At 61.1% G+C, this 12708-nt stretch carries 16 protein-coding genes and 1 tRNA gene; 9 read left to right on the top strand and 8 right to left on the bottom strand.

Features of this window, described 5'->3' with window-relative positions:
- Positions 1-32: 32 nt before the first annotated feature.
- The 7 genes from NKI29_RS11440 to NKI29_RS11410 all read left to right on the top strand — a co-directional run bounded on the left by NKI29_RS11440 (position 33) and on the right by NKI29_RS11410 (position 4967).
- On the top strand, positions 33-572 hold the full coding sequence (locus NKI29_RS11440; protein WP_352456591.1) for a ubiquinol-cytochrome C chaperone family protein: 540 nt from the start codon (positions 33-35) through the stop codon (positions 570-572).
- Between the two features lie 40 nt (positions 573-612).
- A complete protein-coding gene (locus NKI29_RS11435; protein ID WP_352571459.1) occupies positions 613-1161 on the top strand; it encodes a YceD family protein in 549 nt (182 codons plus the stop codon).
- Positions 1162-1284: 123 nt separating this feature from the next.
- On the top strand, positions 1285-2355 hold the full coding sequence (plsX, locus tag NKI29_RS11430; protein ID WP_352449317.1) for a phosphate acyltransferase PlsX: 1071 nt from the start codon (positions 1285-1287) through the stop codon (positions 2353-2355).
- A gap of 9 nt (positions 2356-2364) precedes the next feature.
- Positions 2365-3336 (top strand): beta-ketoacyl-ACP synthase III, encoded by a 972-nt coding sequence (locus NKI29_RS11425; protein ID WP_023674509.1) that lies wholly within the window; start codon positions 2365-2367, stop codon positions 3334-3336.
- A gap of 103 nt (positions 3337-3439) precedes the next feature.
- On the top strand, positions 3440-3763 hold the full coding sequence (locus tag NKI29_RS11420; protein WP_023674510.1) for an integration host factor subunit alpha: 324 nt from the start codon (positions 3440-3442) through the stop codon (positions 3761-3763).
- Between the two features lie 245 nt (positions 3764-4008).
- Positions 4009-4551 (top strand): MerR family transcriptional regulator, encoded by a 543-nt coding sequence (locus tag NKI29_RS11415; RefSeq protein ID WP_023674511.1) that lies wholly within the window; start codon positions 4009-4011, stop codon positions 4549-4551.
- A gap of 74 nt (positions 4552-4625) precedes the next feature.
- Positions 4626-4967, top strand: a complete 342-nt coding sequence (locus NKI29_RS11410; RefSeq protein WP_023674512.1) for a hypothetical protein — start codon at positions 4626-4628, stop codon at positions 4965-4967.
- 126 nt (positions 4968-5093) lie between these two features.
- Here NKI29_RS11410 and NKI29_RS11405 read toward each other — a convergent pair whose 3' ends face one another.
- A complete protein-coding gene (locus NKI29_RS11405; protein ID WP_352700272.1) occupies positions 5094-5285 on the bottom strand; it encodes a hypothetical protein in 192 nt (63 codons plus the stop codon).
- A 317-nt stretch (positions 5286-5602) separates the two neighbouring features.
- Here NKI29_RS11405 and NKI29_RS11400 point away from each other — a divergent pair, with 317 nt between their 5' ends.
- Positions 5603-5881, top strand: coding sequence for a helix-turn-helix domain-containing protein (locus NKI29_RS11400; RefSeq protein WP_352456593.1), 279 nt, complete (start codon positions 5603-5605; stop codon positions 5879-5881).
- A 119-nt stretch (positions 5882-6000) separates the two neighbouring features.
- On the top strand, positions 6001-6459 hold the full coding sequence (locus tag NKI29_RS11395) for a YbaK/EbsC family protein (RefSeq protein ID WP_352456594.1): 459 nt from the start codon (positions 6001-6003) through the stop codon (positions 6457-6459).
- Between the two features lie 38 nt (positions 6460-6497).
- Here the strand turns inward: NKI29_RS11395 and NKI29_RS11390 are convergent, their stop codons facing one another.
- From NKI29_RS11390 to NKI29_RS11360, 7 genes are all read right to left on the bottom strand, one after another.
- The gene (locus NKI29_RS11390) at positions 6498-6692 is read right to left on the bottom strand and encodes a hypothetical protein (RefSeq protein WP_023674517.1); all 195 of its coding nucleotides are present in this window, start codon (positions 6690-6692) and stop codon (positions 6498-6500) included.
- A gap of 147 nt (positions 6693-6839) precedes the next feature.
- A complete protein-coding gene (locus NKI29_RS11385) occupies positions 6840-7073 on the bottom strand; it encodes a hypothetical protein (RefSeq protein ID WP_352796289.1) in 234 nt (77 codons plus the stop codon).
- A gap of 787 nt (positions 7074-7860) precedes the next feature.
- Positions 7861-7937 (bottom strand) — tRNA-Pro (locus NKI29_RS11380).
- On the bottom strand, positions 7928-9262 hold the full coding sequence (locus NKI29_RS11375) for an O-antigen ligase family protein (RefSeq protein WP_352796288.1): 1335 nt from the start codon (positions 9260-9262) through the stop codon (positions 7928-7930). The genes NKI29_RS11380 and NKI29_RS11375 overlap by 10 nt, the downstream gene beginning before the upstream one ends.
- On the bottom strand, positions 9259-10794 hold the full coding sequence (locus NKI29_RS11370; RefSeq protein WP_352796286.1) for an undecaprenyl-phosphate glucose phosphotransferase: 1536 nt from the start codon (positions 10792-10794) through the stop codon (positions 9259-9261). The genes NKI29_RS11375 and NKI29_RS11370 overlap by 4 nt, the downstream gene beginning before the upstream one ends.
- Before the next feature lie 117 nt (positions 10795-10911).
- Positions 10912-12036, bottom strand: coding sequence for a glycosyltransferase family 4 protein (locus NKI29_RS11365; RefSeq protein WP_352456598.1), 1125 nt, complete (start codon positions 12034-12036; stop codon positions 10912-10914).
- A 12-nt stretch (positions 12037-12048) separates the two neighbouring features.
- The gene (locus NKI29_RS11360; protein WP_023674625.1) at positions 12049-12612 is read right to left on the bottom strand and encodes a polysaccharide biosynthesis/export family protein; all 564 of its coding nucleotides are present in this window, start codon (positions 12610-12612) and stop codon (positions 12049-12051) included.
- Positions 12613-12708 lie beyond the last annotated feature (96 nt).

The raw sequence follows: 12708 nt of genomic DNA, 5'->3' as shown, positions 1-12708 counted from the left end.
TTCAACAAACGGTCCCGGGAGACCACCCTCAAATGTTCCAGCGCCTCTTTGGCCACGAACGACATGCCAACCGCGCCATCACCGAGGCGCTTTACGCACAAATCGTGGCGGCGGCGCGGCAAACGGTGTTTTATTCCGCCTGGAACGTGCCGGACACGCCGCTCGGCCGCTTCGAGATGCTGTCGTTGCACATGTTCCTGTTCCAGCACCGGTTGCGCGGCGAGGGCGGTGCTGCGGCAGAGGTTGCGCAGGTGCTGATCGACGAGTTCTTCATGGATGTCGAACATTCGTTGCGTGAATTGGGCATTGGCGACGTCGGCGTGCCGAAGCGAATGCGGAAACTGGCGAAGATGTTCTATGGCCGTACCGCCGCCTATGATGATGCGCTGCAACGAAATGACCATGATGCACTCGCCGCCGCCCTTGCCCGCAATGTCAGGCCGGATGCCGGCGCCTGGCCGCAAGCGTCGCAACTGGCACTCTATGCCGCCGATGCATCAAGGCAACTCGCGGAACAGCCGACCGAATCGATCGTTTCCGGAACGGTGGCATTTCCCGTGGCCAACGCTTGAGCGACGGCAGGCCGATGAAGGTGGCGAAGTGGAGGCGAAGATGAAACACCCTGATACCCACAGCCCAGTGTCATTCCTGGCAAATGTCGCCCGGCTGCCGCAAAAGGGGCTGCCGGTGGTCATCGATGCCGACGCTGGGCAGCGCGCCCTGCTGGCCGTCGAGCACGAGCTGCTTTCGGTCGAGAACTATCGCGCCGAACTCCTGGTCGAGCCCTGGAAGCGCAACGGGGTGAAAGTCAGCGGCCATGTCGAGGCCGATATAACGCAGGCCTGCATCGTCACCCTCGACCCGGTCAAGGCGCATATCGATGAGCCGGTCGAAGCGCTGTTCCTGCCGGAGCAATCCAAGCTCGGGCGGCAAGGTTTCGACGGCGGCGGTGAGATCCTGCTCGACGCCGAAGGCCCGGACAGCCCGGAAACCTTTTCCGGCGATGCGATCGACGTCGGGGCGCTTGCCGAGCAGTTCTTTGGCTTGGCGATCGATCCATATCCGCGCAAGCCGGGTGTATCGCTGGAGGCCGCCGGCGATGCCGAGCCTGTGGAGAATGAATTCCAGCAAAAGCTCAGATCACTGTTGGGAAAATCCTGATAGCTGACCCAATTTGAGAAAAGTTGGTTGTGCGGCAGCCCAAAACCGTTATTTTCGCCGAACCTTCGCGAGCCCCGCACCTTGGCAAGCCCGCTGGCCAAGCAACCGTGAGATGAACACCGCGTGATCAGGATTTCCATCGATGCCATGGGCGGCGATCACGGGCCAAGCGTGGTCATCCCGGCGCTCATGACTGTCGCCACCCGCCGTCCGGATATACGCTTCGTCATTTATGGGCGCGAAGAAGTGGTACGGCCCGAACTCGCCAAATTCCCCAAGCTGGCGGAAGTGAGCGAGTTCATCCACTGCGAGATCGCAGTGCGGATGGACGACAAGCCGAGCCAGGCGCTGCGCCATGGCCGCTGGAAGTCATCGATGTGGAAGGCCGTCGAGGCGGTCAAGGCAGGCACTGCCGACGCCTGCATCTCGGCCGGCAATACCGGCGCGCTGATGGCAATGTCCAGATTCTGCCTTCGCACCATGGCGACCATCGATCGCCCGGCAATCGCGGCGCTCTGGCCGACATTGCGCGGCGAGAGCGTGGTGCTGGACGTCGGCGCCACCATTGGCGCGGATGCGCATCAACTGGTTGATTTTGCCATTTTGGGCACCGGCATGGCGCGCTCGGTTTTCGGCATCGAACGGCCGAGCGTCGGCCTGCTCAATGTCGGCGTCGAGGAGATCAAGGGCCAGGAAGAGGTCAAGGAGGCGGGTCGTATGTTGCGCGAGGCCAACATGGCCTCGATGAACTACCATGGCTTTGTCGAGGGTGACGACATCGGCAAGGGCAGTGTCGACGTCGTCGTTACCGAAGGATTTGCCGGCAACATCGCGCTGAAGACGGCGGAAGGCACCGTCAGGCAGATCGCCGGCTATCTGCGCGCGGCGATGAACCGGACGCTGATGGCCAGGATCGGCTATATCTTCGCCAAGACCGCCTTCGATCGCCTGCGCGAGAAGATGGATGTCGGCCGCTCCAATGGCGGCGTCTTCCTCGGATTGAACGGCATCGTGGTGAAAAGCCATGGCGGGGCTGATTCGGATGGCTTTGCGGCGGCGATCGAGCTTGGCTACGACATGGTGCGCAACAATCTGCTTGACCGCATCGAAGCCGATCTCGACCTGTTCCATGCCCGCAATCCGAATGCCCAGACAATCCGGAAATCCGACGTCGTCATCGACGCAAAGGAATAGGAAAGAGCATTGATCAGATCAGTCGTGCGCGGCACGGGCGCCGCGCTGCCCCGCCGCATTATGAAGAATGCCGATTTCGAAGGCATGGTCGAGACGTCGGACGAGTGGATCGTCCAGCGCACCGGCATTCGGCAGCGCCACATTGCGGCCGACGACGAGACGACGGCCTCGCTGGGCGAGGCGGCAGCGCGCGCAGCCCTCGACAGCGCCGGCCTGACGGCTGACGACATCGACCTGATCGTGCTGGCGACCTCGACGCCCAACAACACCTTTCCCGCGACCGCGGTCGAGATCCAGAACCGGCTCGGCATGCACCACGGTTTTGCCTTCGACCTGCAGGCGGTCTGCTCCGGCTTCGTCTATGCAGTGACGACCGCCGACCTCTATATCCGCGGCGGCTTGGCCAGACGGGTACTGGTGATCGGCTCGGAAACATTTTCGCGTATTCTCGACTGGAACGACCGCTCGACCTGCGTTTTGTTCGGCGACGGCGCCGGCGCGATGGTGCTGGAAGCAGGCACGGGGGCAGGCGGCATCGCCGACCGAGGCGTTCTGGCGGCCAGCCTGCGCTCCGACGGCATCCATAAGGACAAGCTTTTTGTCGACGGTGGGCCGTCGACCACCGGAACCGTCGGGCACCTCAGGATGGAAGGCCGCGAAGTGTTCAAGCATGCGGTCGGCATGATCACCGACGTCATCGAGGCGACGTTCGCACAGGCCGGCATCGGCGCCGCCGATCTCGACTGGTTCGTGCCGCATCAAGCCAATAAACGAATTATTGACGCTTCGGCCAAAAAGCTCGGGATAGAGGAGCGGAAGGTGGTGGTGACCGTCGATTTGCACGGTAATACCTCGGCGGCTTCCGTGCCGCTGGCACTGTCCGCAGCCGTCGCCGACGGTCGCATCAAAAAGGGTGACCTGGTACTGCTCGAGGCGATGGGCGGCGGCTTCACCTGGGGTGCCGTCCTGCTCCGCTGGTAAGTGCCGAAGTATCGGGTTCGGGTCCTTGACCTTGACGGATCAATTACTTAGGTTCTGCCGTTGCTTGTATGATTTATGTTTTTGAGCTGATGGGACGGTTCGTATGGGGGGAAAGACACTTACGCGCGCCGACCTCGCTGAAGCCGTTTACCGCAAGGTTGGGCTGTCGCGTACTGAATCGGCTGAGCTTGTCGAGGCGGTGCTGAATGAGATCTGCGAGGCGATCGTTCGCGGCGAGACGGTGAAGCTGTCGTCCTTCGCGACCTTCCACGTGCGCTCCAAAAACGAGCGCATCGGGCGCAATCCCAAGACCGGCGAGGAAGTGCCGATCCTGCCGCGCCGGGTGATGACCTTCAAGTCGTCGAACGTGCTGAAGAACCGTATCCTGCGCTCCCATCAAAACAGCAAAGTCAAGGGCAGCAAGTAGCCGCCCAATCCCCCTTTGCCAAGAATCATGCCCCAGGCTTCGGTTGAAAAGCGAACCCTGCTTTTGCGCCGGGCTTGAATATTGTTTCATAAACCGCTGAAATAAGATGCGATTCGGTACGCCGGATCGGTATTTGGGTGTGATCCGTTCCGGCGGGACGGAAAGCTGCTCTCCTTGTTAAGCGTGATGTCGCCCGAACCCGGTTCCCGCCTTTCGCGATCATGCTCTAGCGTGAGGATTCGCCCATGGACAAGAGCCCTGATGCTTTCCGCACCATCAGCGAGGTCGCGGAGGATCTGGATTTGCCGCAGCACGTGCTGCGCTTCTGGGAGACGCGTTTCAACCAGATCAAGCCGATGAAGCGCGGCGGCGGCCGCCGTTACTACCGTCCGCAGGACGTAGAACTGATCAAGGGTATTCGTCATATGCTCTACGACCAGGGCTATACGATCAAGGGCGTGCAGAAGCTGTTGCGCGAGAACGGCAACCAGTTTCTGATCGCCGTCGGCAGTGGCGACATGGCGGCGGTCGAGGCGATCTCGCAGCGCCGACAGGCCGACACGGTACCGCTGACGCAAGCGGCGCAGCCGCGCGGCCCGGACGACGAAATGCTGGTTGGCCAGCCGAGGGTGAAACCCAGCCGTCGTTTTTTCGGTATAGGCAAGACCGACGAGGAAGGTCCGGTTCCGCCGGACACGTCAAAACTTTCCCGTGACAATCGCGCATTGCTGCAGGAGGCGCTGTTCGACCTCCTGGAATGCAAGCGCCTGCTCGATCAGGTTCGCTAGAGCCCGCCGGGCTGACCGGAACGGTCTTCAGGGTCATGCGTTAGGCTTCCTTCTACAGATGAAGGAAGCACGTCATGGCATCGCTTTCGAGCATCTCCGACACCGATCTGGACAAACAGGTCGCGGCCCTGACCAGGGAACTGGCCACCTTGAAGAAAGCCGTGTTAAAGCGGGGCGGCGCCTTTTACGAAGACGGGCGCGATACCGCGTCGGATTATTATTCGGATATCACTGAGCGCCTCGGCGACGCCTTGCCGGCAATCAGAAGGCAAGGCCGGGCGATCGAGAAGACCGCCCGAGATCACCCGGCGACGGCGGCCGCTGTCGGGCTGGTTCTGGTCGGGCTCGTCGCCAGTCTGTTCCTCGGCGGCCGGCAGCAACAAGCACCGCGAGCGCGTTCAAGATCGGCACGTTGAGATAAGCAAATGGCGGTGGTCAGCGGACCGCCGCCATTTTTCGCCGACACGGAAAGCCCGGCAAGCGCGCCGCCCTTGATCAAGCACCAGAACGCCTGATTGCGGGTTGTTCGCCCGAGGGTGTTTTCAGTACTTCTTCGCGACAACCTTCTTGTGATGGTGGCGGTAGTGGTGGACGCGGTGATGGTAGTGATGGCGGTGATGCTTCTTGACGGTGGTGTGCATCGTCGTTGCATTCGCGCTGCTTGCGCCGATGATCGGCATCGAGAGGGCAAGTGCGATTGCAAGTCCAAGGGCGGAGAGAAGAGGCTTGTTCATGACATCGTTTCCTTTTTGCGCAGGCGGAATTTGAGCGTCACTGATTCAGGTCGGTGACTCGAGCGCTGCGGTTGGGACTATCGCCTTGGAGTTTTTCGGCAGTTTTTCCGGCCTGTAGAATTTCGTTTCCGAACTGTGTCTGCTGACGATCCGGCCAGATGTCGGCGCGCCGGCATCCGCCATCCATTCCGGCGTCGGTTCACGATGCCGTGACGCTATCTTTGATGCTTGGCAAATCACCGGCGAGCGGGCATTCTCCCGATCGTCTCAGGCAACAACATGATTTGATCTAACTCTTTCATCCCACGGAGTTGCCAATGCCCCAAATAGCAAAACGCGAACCTTACTCCGAACTGGCGGCGAGCGCGGTTACGCCTGAACGCAGTGCCGTCCGAACCGCCCGGGAAGCCCGTGGATACAGCATCGAAGAGCTGTCCCTGGCGTGCGGGCTGGCAGCCTATGAGATTGCCGACATTGAAAGCGGCAAGGATGCCGATCCCTCGAAACGTCGGCGTATTGCCTCCGCGCTTCAACTTCCGGAAAGCGCTCTGTTTGACGAAGTCGTGTTGCCTGCCAAAAGGCGATCCGTGTCGTAGCGGCGTGTCATGCTTTTATTCCACGAGCTCGCCATGGGTCGCCCTGGCGGGCTTCGTTTTTTCGGCCACGTAGTGGACTTGCCGGCCGCCACGGCGACGCCAGACGGAAATTGCCGGAGATGAGCCTCGAATCCGTTCGCGCCTTCTTCGCCGCACACGCGCCCGAAATTGATGTCATCGTCACGGAGGCAAGCTCGGCGACGGTGCCTTTGGCCGCCGAAGCGCATGGCGTAGCGCCGGCGCAGATTGCCAAGACGATCTGCTTGCGCGCCGGCGACCAGACGATGCTGATCGTGGCCAGCGGGATCTCCAGGCTGGACAATCGCAAATTCAAGGACCGGTTTGGTGGCAAGGCGCGAATGCTGGACGCCGAGCAGGTGCTCGCCGCGACCGATCATCCCGTCGGTGGGGTGTGCCCGTTCGGCCTACCGGCGCCGCTCCCGGTCTACTGCGACATCTCGCTGCGCGCCTTTGACGAGGTCGTCCCGGCGGCAGGCGCGACGAATGCCGCCGTACGGCTCAGCCCGCAACGCCTAGCCGAACTCGTCGACGCCGAGTGGGTGGATGTGTGCCAGTAGCCATTTATCCGGGTCGTGGGATCCGCTGAGTGTTACCGCTACTCGGTCTTCTGTGGCTCTTCTTTTTTGATCGTCTGAGCGTCCGTGACAGTCGACATATCGGCCTTCTCGACGCTTGCTGTCTTCGTCTGCGTGTCGACCGATGCCTGGACCTTGGAATGCGCGGGGCAATCCGCAGAGGCAGCTGATATGGACATGGTCAGTGCCGCGGCTATTGCGAGGAATGTCTTCATGATCATTCTCCTCTTTCGTTCGATGGGTAAAGTTAGCCCGTCCGGCACCGACCGCAAAATCACATTTGTTCACACGCGCTCCTGCGCACACGGAAGCCGACGCTGGGCCAGTAATTCAAATGGTCACGCGGATAGCCGCTTGCCGTATCAAAGCCCACTGGCTCCGGCCGGAGGATTTTTGGCGTTAAAGATCTCGCCGCTCAGAGCCAGTCTCAAATCTTCGGCGCTGAGCTGACCACTTTCAAATAAATCCATCACCCTGCGGCCGAGCAGTTCTCTGCCTGGATCTCCATCAGCGAGGCCTAGTTCACGGCATCGGGCATCAAGTGCCTTGGTCAACATGGTCAGCTCGGCACGACAGGCAACCCCTTGAAGCGACATTGCATCTCTCCCGGAAAGGGCGAAAGCGCGTGGCATCTTCGAAGCGTCCGCTCGCCCTTGCAACTGCGGACGACGGCAATTCAACTAGAGCCAACCTTTTTCGAACTCAACATTCAAACGTACCAAAACGCCGCGCTCCAATGGAGGATCCTGCTACAATACGGTATGGCCGTCCGAATAGCGGTTGTCCTCGCGCTTCTTTTCGCCTTCGCCTACGGTTTCGCAAAACTCGCGGAACATTATGGCAGCGTTGGCGACAGGCCCTCTCCGTGTGAAGAATTGCCCTATCCTGATTGTCCTGACCAAAAAGTTCCTCCCCGGGAAGAAACTGAGCCTTGAGCGCGCGCCTGTTCAGGCCAGGCCAGCCGTCGGGATTGAATTAGTTCTTTCCAACCGACGGTTGGTGGACGCATTGCAGCTGATGCGCCTAGGGTTCACTACGATCCGCGCGCACCGGGCATGCCCAACCCCCGAGTCACCCCTGCCTGATGCAAGGCGCCTGATCGAGTCCCGCCGTTCTGGCATGTGCGGCGGGACCTTTTCTTATTGAAGCTGGAATACGGGCTCACGATAAAGGTTGGCGTACGCAGCAAAGCTTACCTAGCCATTACCGCGCGGTTTCTCGGTGGGCTTCTGGCTAGACGCCAGCCTCCGTGCCTCGCGCACGAGTGATGCGTGATCGGTTCCCTCGATGAGATCACGCCTGCGTATGTTGCGCTGGCTGCAGTGCGGCTATCGTCTGTACAGCCAGTTTTGGGGGGAAACTGGCTAAGCCTTTGGATTTTAATGGTCGGAGTGGCCGGATTCGAACCGACGACCCCTTGACCCCCAGTCAAGTGCGCTACCGGGCTGCGCTACACTCCGGACCGGTCGCGATGTATCGTGATAGACCGGGTCCGGTCAACCGAATTCGGTTGCTGTCCTGCTGAAGCAACCGCGACGGGGATTGCCGGTCGCTGCGCCGCCCGCAGCTGCCACTGGTGGCGGTATTCGAGCGGGATGGCACCCCAGATCAAGCCAAGCAGCAGGTAGACATGGCGCCAGTGGTCGATGTCGATGAAGGTGCCGAGCCCGATATTGCCGATGAAGGCGACGTAGGCGCATAGAAGATAAGGCTGCCACGGCCGGTCGCGCAGCAGAATGCGGAAGCCGGCGGCGATCGTCCAGCACGTCAGCGTCAGGAACGACACGAAGCCGAGCCAGCCGTAATCCATCAGCATCTTCAGCCAGATGTCGTGCGTGTCCTCGCCGAACATCTTGCCGAAGACGAGCGGGCCGATGCCGAACGGATGCTCCAGTGCCATCTGAAAGCCGATCGTATAGCGGGCGAAGCGGCCGAGTCGGGCGGTGTCGTAGCTTTGTTCGAGCTGTGCGCGGTTCGAGAACATCTCGGCGACGCCTGGCAGTTGCAGGATGACGATCATTGCGATGACCAGCAGTCCGACGGCGGCGATGGTCATGACGACGACGCGCAGCCTGAACTTGCCGCTGGCGCTCTGCAGGAACAAGGCACCGGTCAGCAGGATCGCCGAAACGGCGAACATGCCCCAGGCGCCGCGCGAAAAGGAAAAGAAGATGCCGGCGGTGATTATCAGCAACGGCATCGCCAATAGCGGCATGCGTGCGACCGAGCCGGTAAGCAGCAGGTAGAGCAGGTAGATGCCGGGCAGCACCAGGAACGGACCGAACACGTTCGGGTCCTGGAAGGCGCCGGCGGCACGGTCGTATTTGGTGAAGATCTCCGCTCCTGGAAAGGCATGGAAATAGCCGGCTATGCCGACCAACGAAGTCAGCACTGCCGACACCACATAGGCGACGAAGATCACCCGGTAGAGACTGGGCTGGACGGCCGTTACCGAAGCGAAAAAAACCGCGGTTAAGGCCAGGAACAGCGAGACGGCGAGATAGAGCGGCGTGCCGGCGAGGTCCGACATCTGCGTCATCGAGATCATACCGCCGATGTTCATGATAACCAGCAGCACCAGAAGTGGCACCGCCGCGCGCTGTATACGCATGCCGAACAAGGGCCACACCACGATCAGCCCGATCATGTAGAGATCGTACGGCGCGGGCTCGGCAATGACGAAACCGGACAGGAAAACGCCGAGGAAAACCGCCCCCGACGCAATCAGTGCAATCAGCTTGGCGTTGACCGCCGCCGCCGGCAGTTCATAGGCCGTCGCGCTCAATATGCGTTTTCCGTGTTGAGCAGTCGGATCGGCGTCAGGAACAGGATTTTGAGGTCGAACAGGAGCGACCAGTTCTCGATGTAATAGAGGTCGTATTCCGTCCGCATGCGAATCTTCTCGTTGGTGTCCATCTCGCCGCGCCAGCCATTGATCTGCGCCCAGCCGGTCACACCGGGTTTGACCTTGTGGCGGGCGAAATAGCCGTCGACCACTTCATTGTAGAGGAGGTTGTGCGACTGCGCGGCAATGGCGTGCGGGCGCGGCCCGACCAGCGACAGCGAACCGAACAGCGAATTGAAGAACTGCGGCAGTTCGTCGATCGAGGTCTTGCGGATGAAGCGGCCGACGCGGGTGACGCGCGGATCGTTCCTGGTCACGGTCTGTTTGGCCGTCGGGTCCGCCTTGTCGGTATACATCGAACGGAACTTGTAGACGTCGATGACCTCGTTGTTGAAGCCGTGCCGCTTCTGATGGAACAGCACCGGCCCCTTGCTGTCGAGTTTGATCGCGATTGCGGTCGCCAGCATCACCGGCGAGAACACGATGATGCCGATGATCGAAAAGACGATGTCGAAGGCGCGCTTGGCGACCGAATCCCAGTCGTTGATCGGCTTGTCGAAGATATCGAGCATCGGCACCGAGCCGATGTAGGAATAGGCGCGCGGCCTGAACTGCAGCGCGTTCGAATGCGCCGATAGCCGGATGTCGACCGGCAGCACCCACAGCTTCTTCAATAACTGCAGCACGCGCGATTCGGCGGTCAGCGGCAGCGATACGATCAGCATGTCGATGCGCGCGATGCGGGCAAATTCGATGAGTTCGGAAATTGTACCGAGCTTGGGATAACCGGCGACAACCGGCGGCGACCGCTTGTCGCCGCGGTCGTCGAAGATGCCGCAGATGCGGATGTCGTTGTAGGGCTGCCTTTCGACCGAGCGGATCAATACCTCCGCCGCCTTGCCGCCGCCGACGATGACGGCGCGGCGCTCCATCCGCCCGTCGCGCGCCCAGCGCCGGATCAGCTTCGACATCACCAGGCGGAGACCCACGATCAACACGAAACCGACGACGAACCACGTGCCGAAGAGCAGGCGCGAATAGTCTTCCGACATTTTCATGGTGAAGGCGGTGAGCGCCATCAAGGCGAATGTTCCGGCCCAGACCAGCAGGAGACGGCCGAAATTGGCGATCGGCCGCATCAGCGCGACGATCTGGTAGCAGTCGGTGACGTCGAACAGAACGACCGCCAGGAACGAGGTGGCGGCGATCGTCAGTGAGTATTGCCAGGCAAGATAGTTGAAAAAGCCGACATAATAGAAATAGACGGCAAGACCTGACACCAACAGCAGCGCGAATTCCACCATGCGCAGGACGCCGCTCACCATGATCGGCGACATCGTATCGCGCCGGTATTGCGAGGCGACCTGGCGGGCAACATCGTTCATGCCGCCGGCCGTATTGTTCTCGGCAGGGGCGTCGAATTTGCGCACCGCGTCTAGCGAAAAACGGCGCGCGGGGTCGATTTCGTTCATGGGGCGTCCGCAGGTTTCCCTCAGGTGAATAGCAAAAGAGAGCTAAGAAACCCTTGAAACAACACATGGCTTTGGAGACGCTTTCACCAGGAGCAGCCCGGTGGAAAACCCGTTGCTCTATTTTTTGAGCGCGGCGAAATAAGCCTTTTCGATTTCGGCGGCCATTACATCGGCGCCGAAGCGTGCCTTGAGGTCGGCGAGGCCGGGCATCAGGCCTTTGTAGGTGTCGAGATCGGCCAATGCGGCGCTTATCTTGTCGCCAAGTTCGCGCGGGTCGGGCCGGATCAGGACAGGCGAGCCGGTGTCGAAGATTTCCGGTATGCCGCCGACCGCCGTCGCGATGATCGGCTTGCCGGCGGCGAGCGCTTCCAGAACTATATAGGGCATGGCTTCCGCGCGCGAGGGAACGACGACCAGTTCGGCCAGCCTGAAGGCGAGCCTGGCCGGCATCGGCGCCAGGAAGCTGACCTCGAGGCCGAGCTGCTTCACCTGGGCGCGATAGCGCGGTAGGTCGTCGCCGTCGCCGACCATCAGCGCTTTCAATGGGCGGCCGAGCCGTGTCGCGGCTAGCCCCAGCGCATCGATGAAGATGTCCGGGCCTTTGAGGTCTCGCATCATGCCGATATAGAGGAGGTCAACCGCATTGTGCTCGGTCCGCACCGGCTCGAACTCGGCGGCGCGCAGGCCGTTGTGGACGAGAGCGTTCGGAATGGGCGGCTCGCCGACCTTCCTGCGATAAGTCCGCCGCTCATAATCGGAAACAAACAGCAGGCAATCGGTGAAGCGAGCCATGAAGCGCTCGAGCGCGAAGAACAGCTTCCCCATGGCGGTGGTCTCGTCATAGTGAAGCGAGCCGCCATGCGGCGAATAAAGGCGGGCTACGCGAGACCTGGATACCCGCAACAATGAGCCGAACAGACGGGCATAGGCGCCACCTTTGGCGCCATGCCCGTGCAGCACGTCCGGCCGCAATTCTTTTATGATCCTATAGGTGCGCCGGGCCGAGGCGAGATCGCCTGGCCCGACATGCCGCTGCATCGGGGTGCGGTGAATGCCGAGCGCCAGGCTGCCTTTCATCTGTTCGAACAGCCGTTCCTCGAAATCGCCGCCCGTCGTCGAATCGCAGACGATGCCGACGGCATGGCCGGCGGCGACCTGAGCCTCGGTCAGGTCGCGCACATGCCGGAAGATGCCTCCGACCGGTGAGCGAAAGCAGTGGACGATCCTGAGTGTGTCCGCCACTTTGTCAGCACATCAAAACAGGCGTTCGCGAACATAGACTGTATCGCCGGGCAGTAGCGGGTCGGAGGTCACCACGCGTCCGGTTATCACCTTACCGTTGATGTCGCGGGTAATGTCGACGCTTTCCTGGTTGGCGCGTGGCGTGAACCCGCCGGCGATGGCGACGGCTTTCTGCACGGTCAGGCCTGGAACGTAGGAATACTGCCCCGCCGCACCCACTTCACCCATGACGAAGATCGGCCGGTAGCGATCGATTTCGACCGAAACATCGGGATCCCGCAAATAACCCTGGCGCAGTTTCTCGGCGATCTCGCTTTCAAGCTGTTGGGCGGTGTGGCCGCGCGCCGGCACGTTGCCGACGAGCGGCAGCGAGAGATAGCCGGACTGGTCGACGCTGTAGGTATTGGTCAGTCCTTCCTGCTCGAACACGGTTACGCGGACGCGGTCGCCGGCGCCGAGGCGATAGGGCTGGTCGAGAACTTCATGGAATGCGGCCGGCGTCGGCCGGTAGCTGGAGCAGCCCGAAAGCATCGATACGGCAAGCAGCGCGCGGAAAAGGGGAGCAGTGCTTTTCATGAGCGGACACGTACCTTTGAATAGCCGGCGACTCTGCGGCAAACCTTAACGATCGAGCTCGGTTATCATCCTGTTAGGGTTAATGGCCGGTAAAGG

Source organism: Mesorhizobium sp. M0678 (assembly GCF_040320505.1).
Classification (GTDB): domain Bacteria; phylum Pseudomonadota; class Alphaproteobacteria; order Rhizobiales; family Rhizobiaceae; genus Mesorhizobium.
This window is presented reverse-complemented; position numbering and strand designations above follow the sequence as displayed.

Coding starts and splice junctions, on each gene's coding strand:
- NKI29_RS11360 (WP_023674625.1), bottom strand. CDS start 12,612: ATGAAAAGCACTGCTCCCCTTTTCCGCGCGCTGCTTGCCGTATCGATG.
- NKI29_RS11390 (WP_023674517.1), bottom strand. CDS start 6,692: ATGAAGACATTCCTCGCAATAGCCGCGGCACTGACCATGTCCATATCA.
- NKI29_RS11370 (WP_352796286.1), bottom strand. CDS start 10,794: ATGAACGAAATCGACCCCGCGCGCCGTTTTTCGCTAGACGCGGTGCGC.
- NKI29_RS11440 (WP_352456591.1), top strand. CDS start 33: ATGTTCCAGCGCCTCTTTGGCCACGAACGACATGCCAACCGCGCCATC.
- NKI29_RS11420 (WP_023674510.1), top strand. CDS start 3,440: ATGGGGGGAAAGACACTTACGCGCGCCGACCTCGCTGAAGCCGTTTAC.
- NKI29_RS11415 (WP_023674511.1), top strand. CDS start 4,009: ATGGACAAGAGCCCTGATGCTTTCCGCACCATCAGCGAGGTCGCGGAG.
- NKI29_RS11405 (WP_352700272.1), bottom strand. CDS start 5,285: ATGAACAAGCCTCTTCTCTCCGCCCTTGGACTTGCAATCGCACTTGCC.
- NKI29_RS11400 (WP_352456593.1), top strand. CDS start 5,603: ATGCCCCAAATAGCAAAACGCGAACCTTACTCCGAACTGGCGGCGAGC.
- NKI29_RS11410 (WP_023674512.1), top strand. CDS start 4,626: ATGGCATCGCTTTCGAGCATCTCCGACACCGATCTGGACAAACAGGTC.
- NKI29_RS11395 (WP_352456594.1), top strand. CDS start 6,001: ATGAGCCTCGAATCCGTTCGCGCCTTCTTCGCCGCACACGCGCCCGAA.
- NKI29_RS11385 (WP_352796289.1), bottom strand. CDS start 7,073: ATGTCGCTTCAAGGGGTTGCCTGTCGTGCCGAGCTGACCATGTTGACC.
- NKI29_RS11435 (WP_352571459.1), top strand. CDS start 613: ATGAAACACCCTGATACCCACAGCCCAGTGTCATTCCTGGCAAATGTC.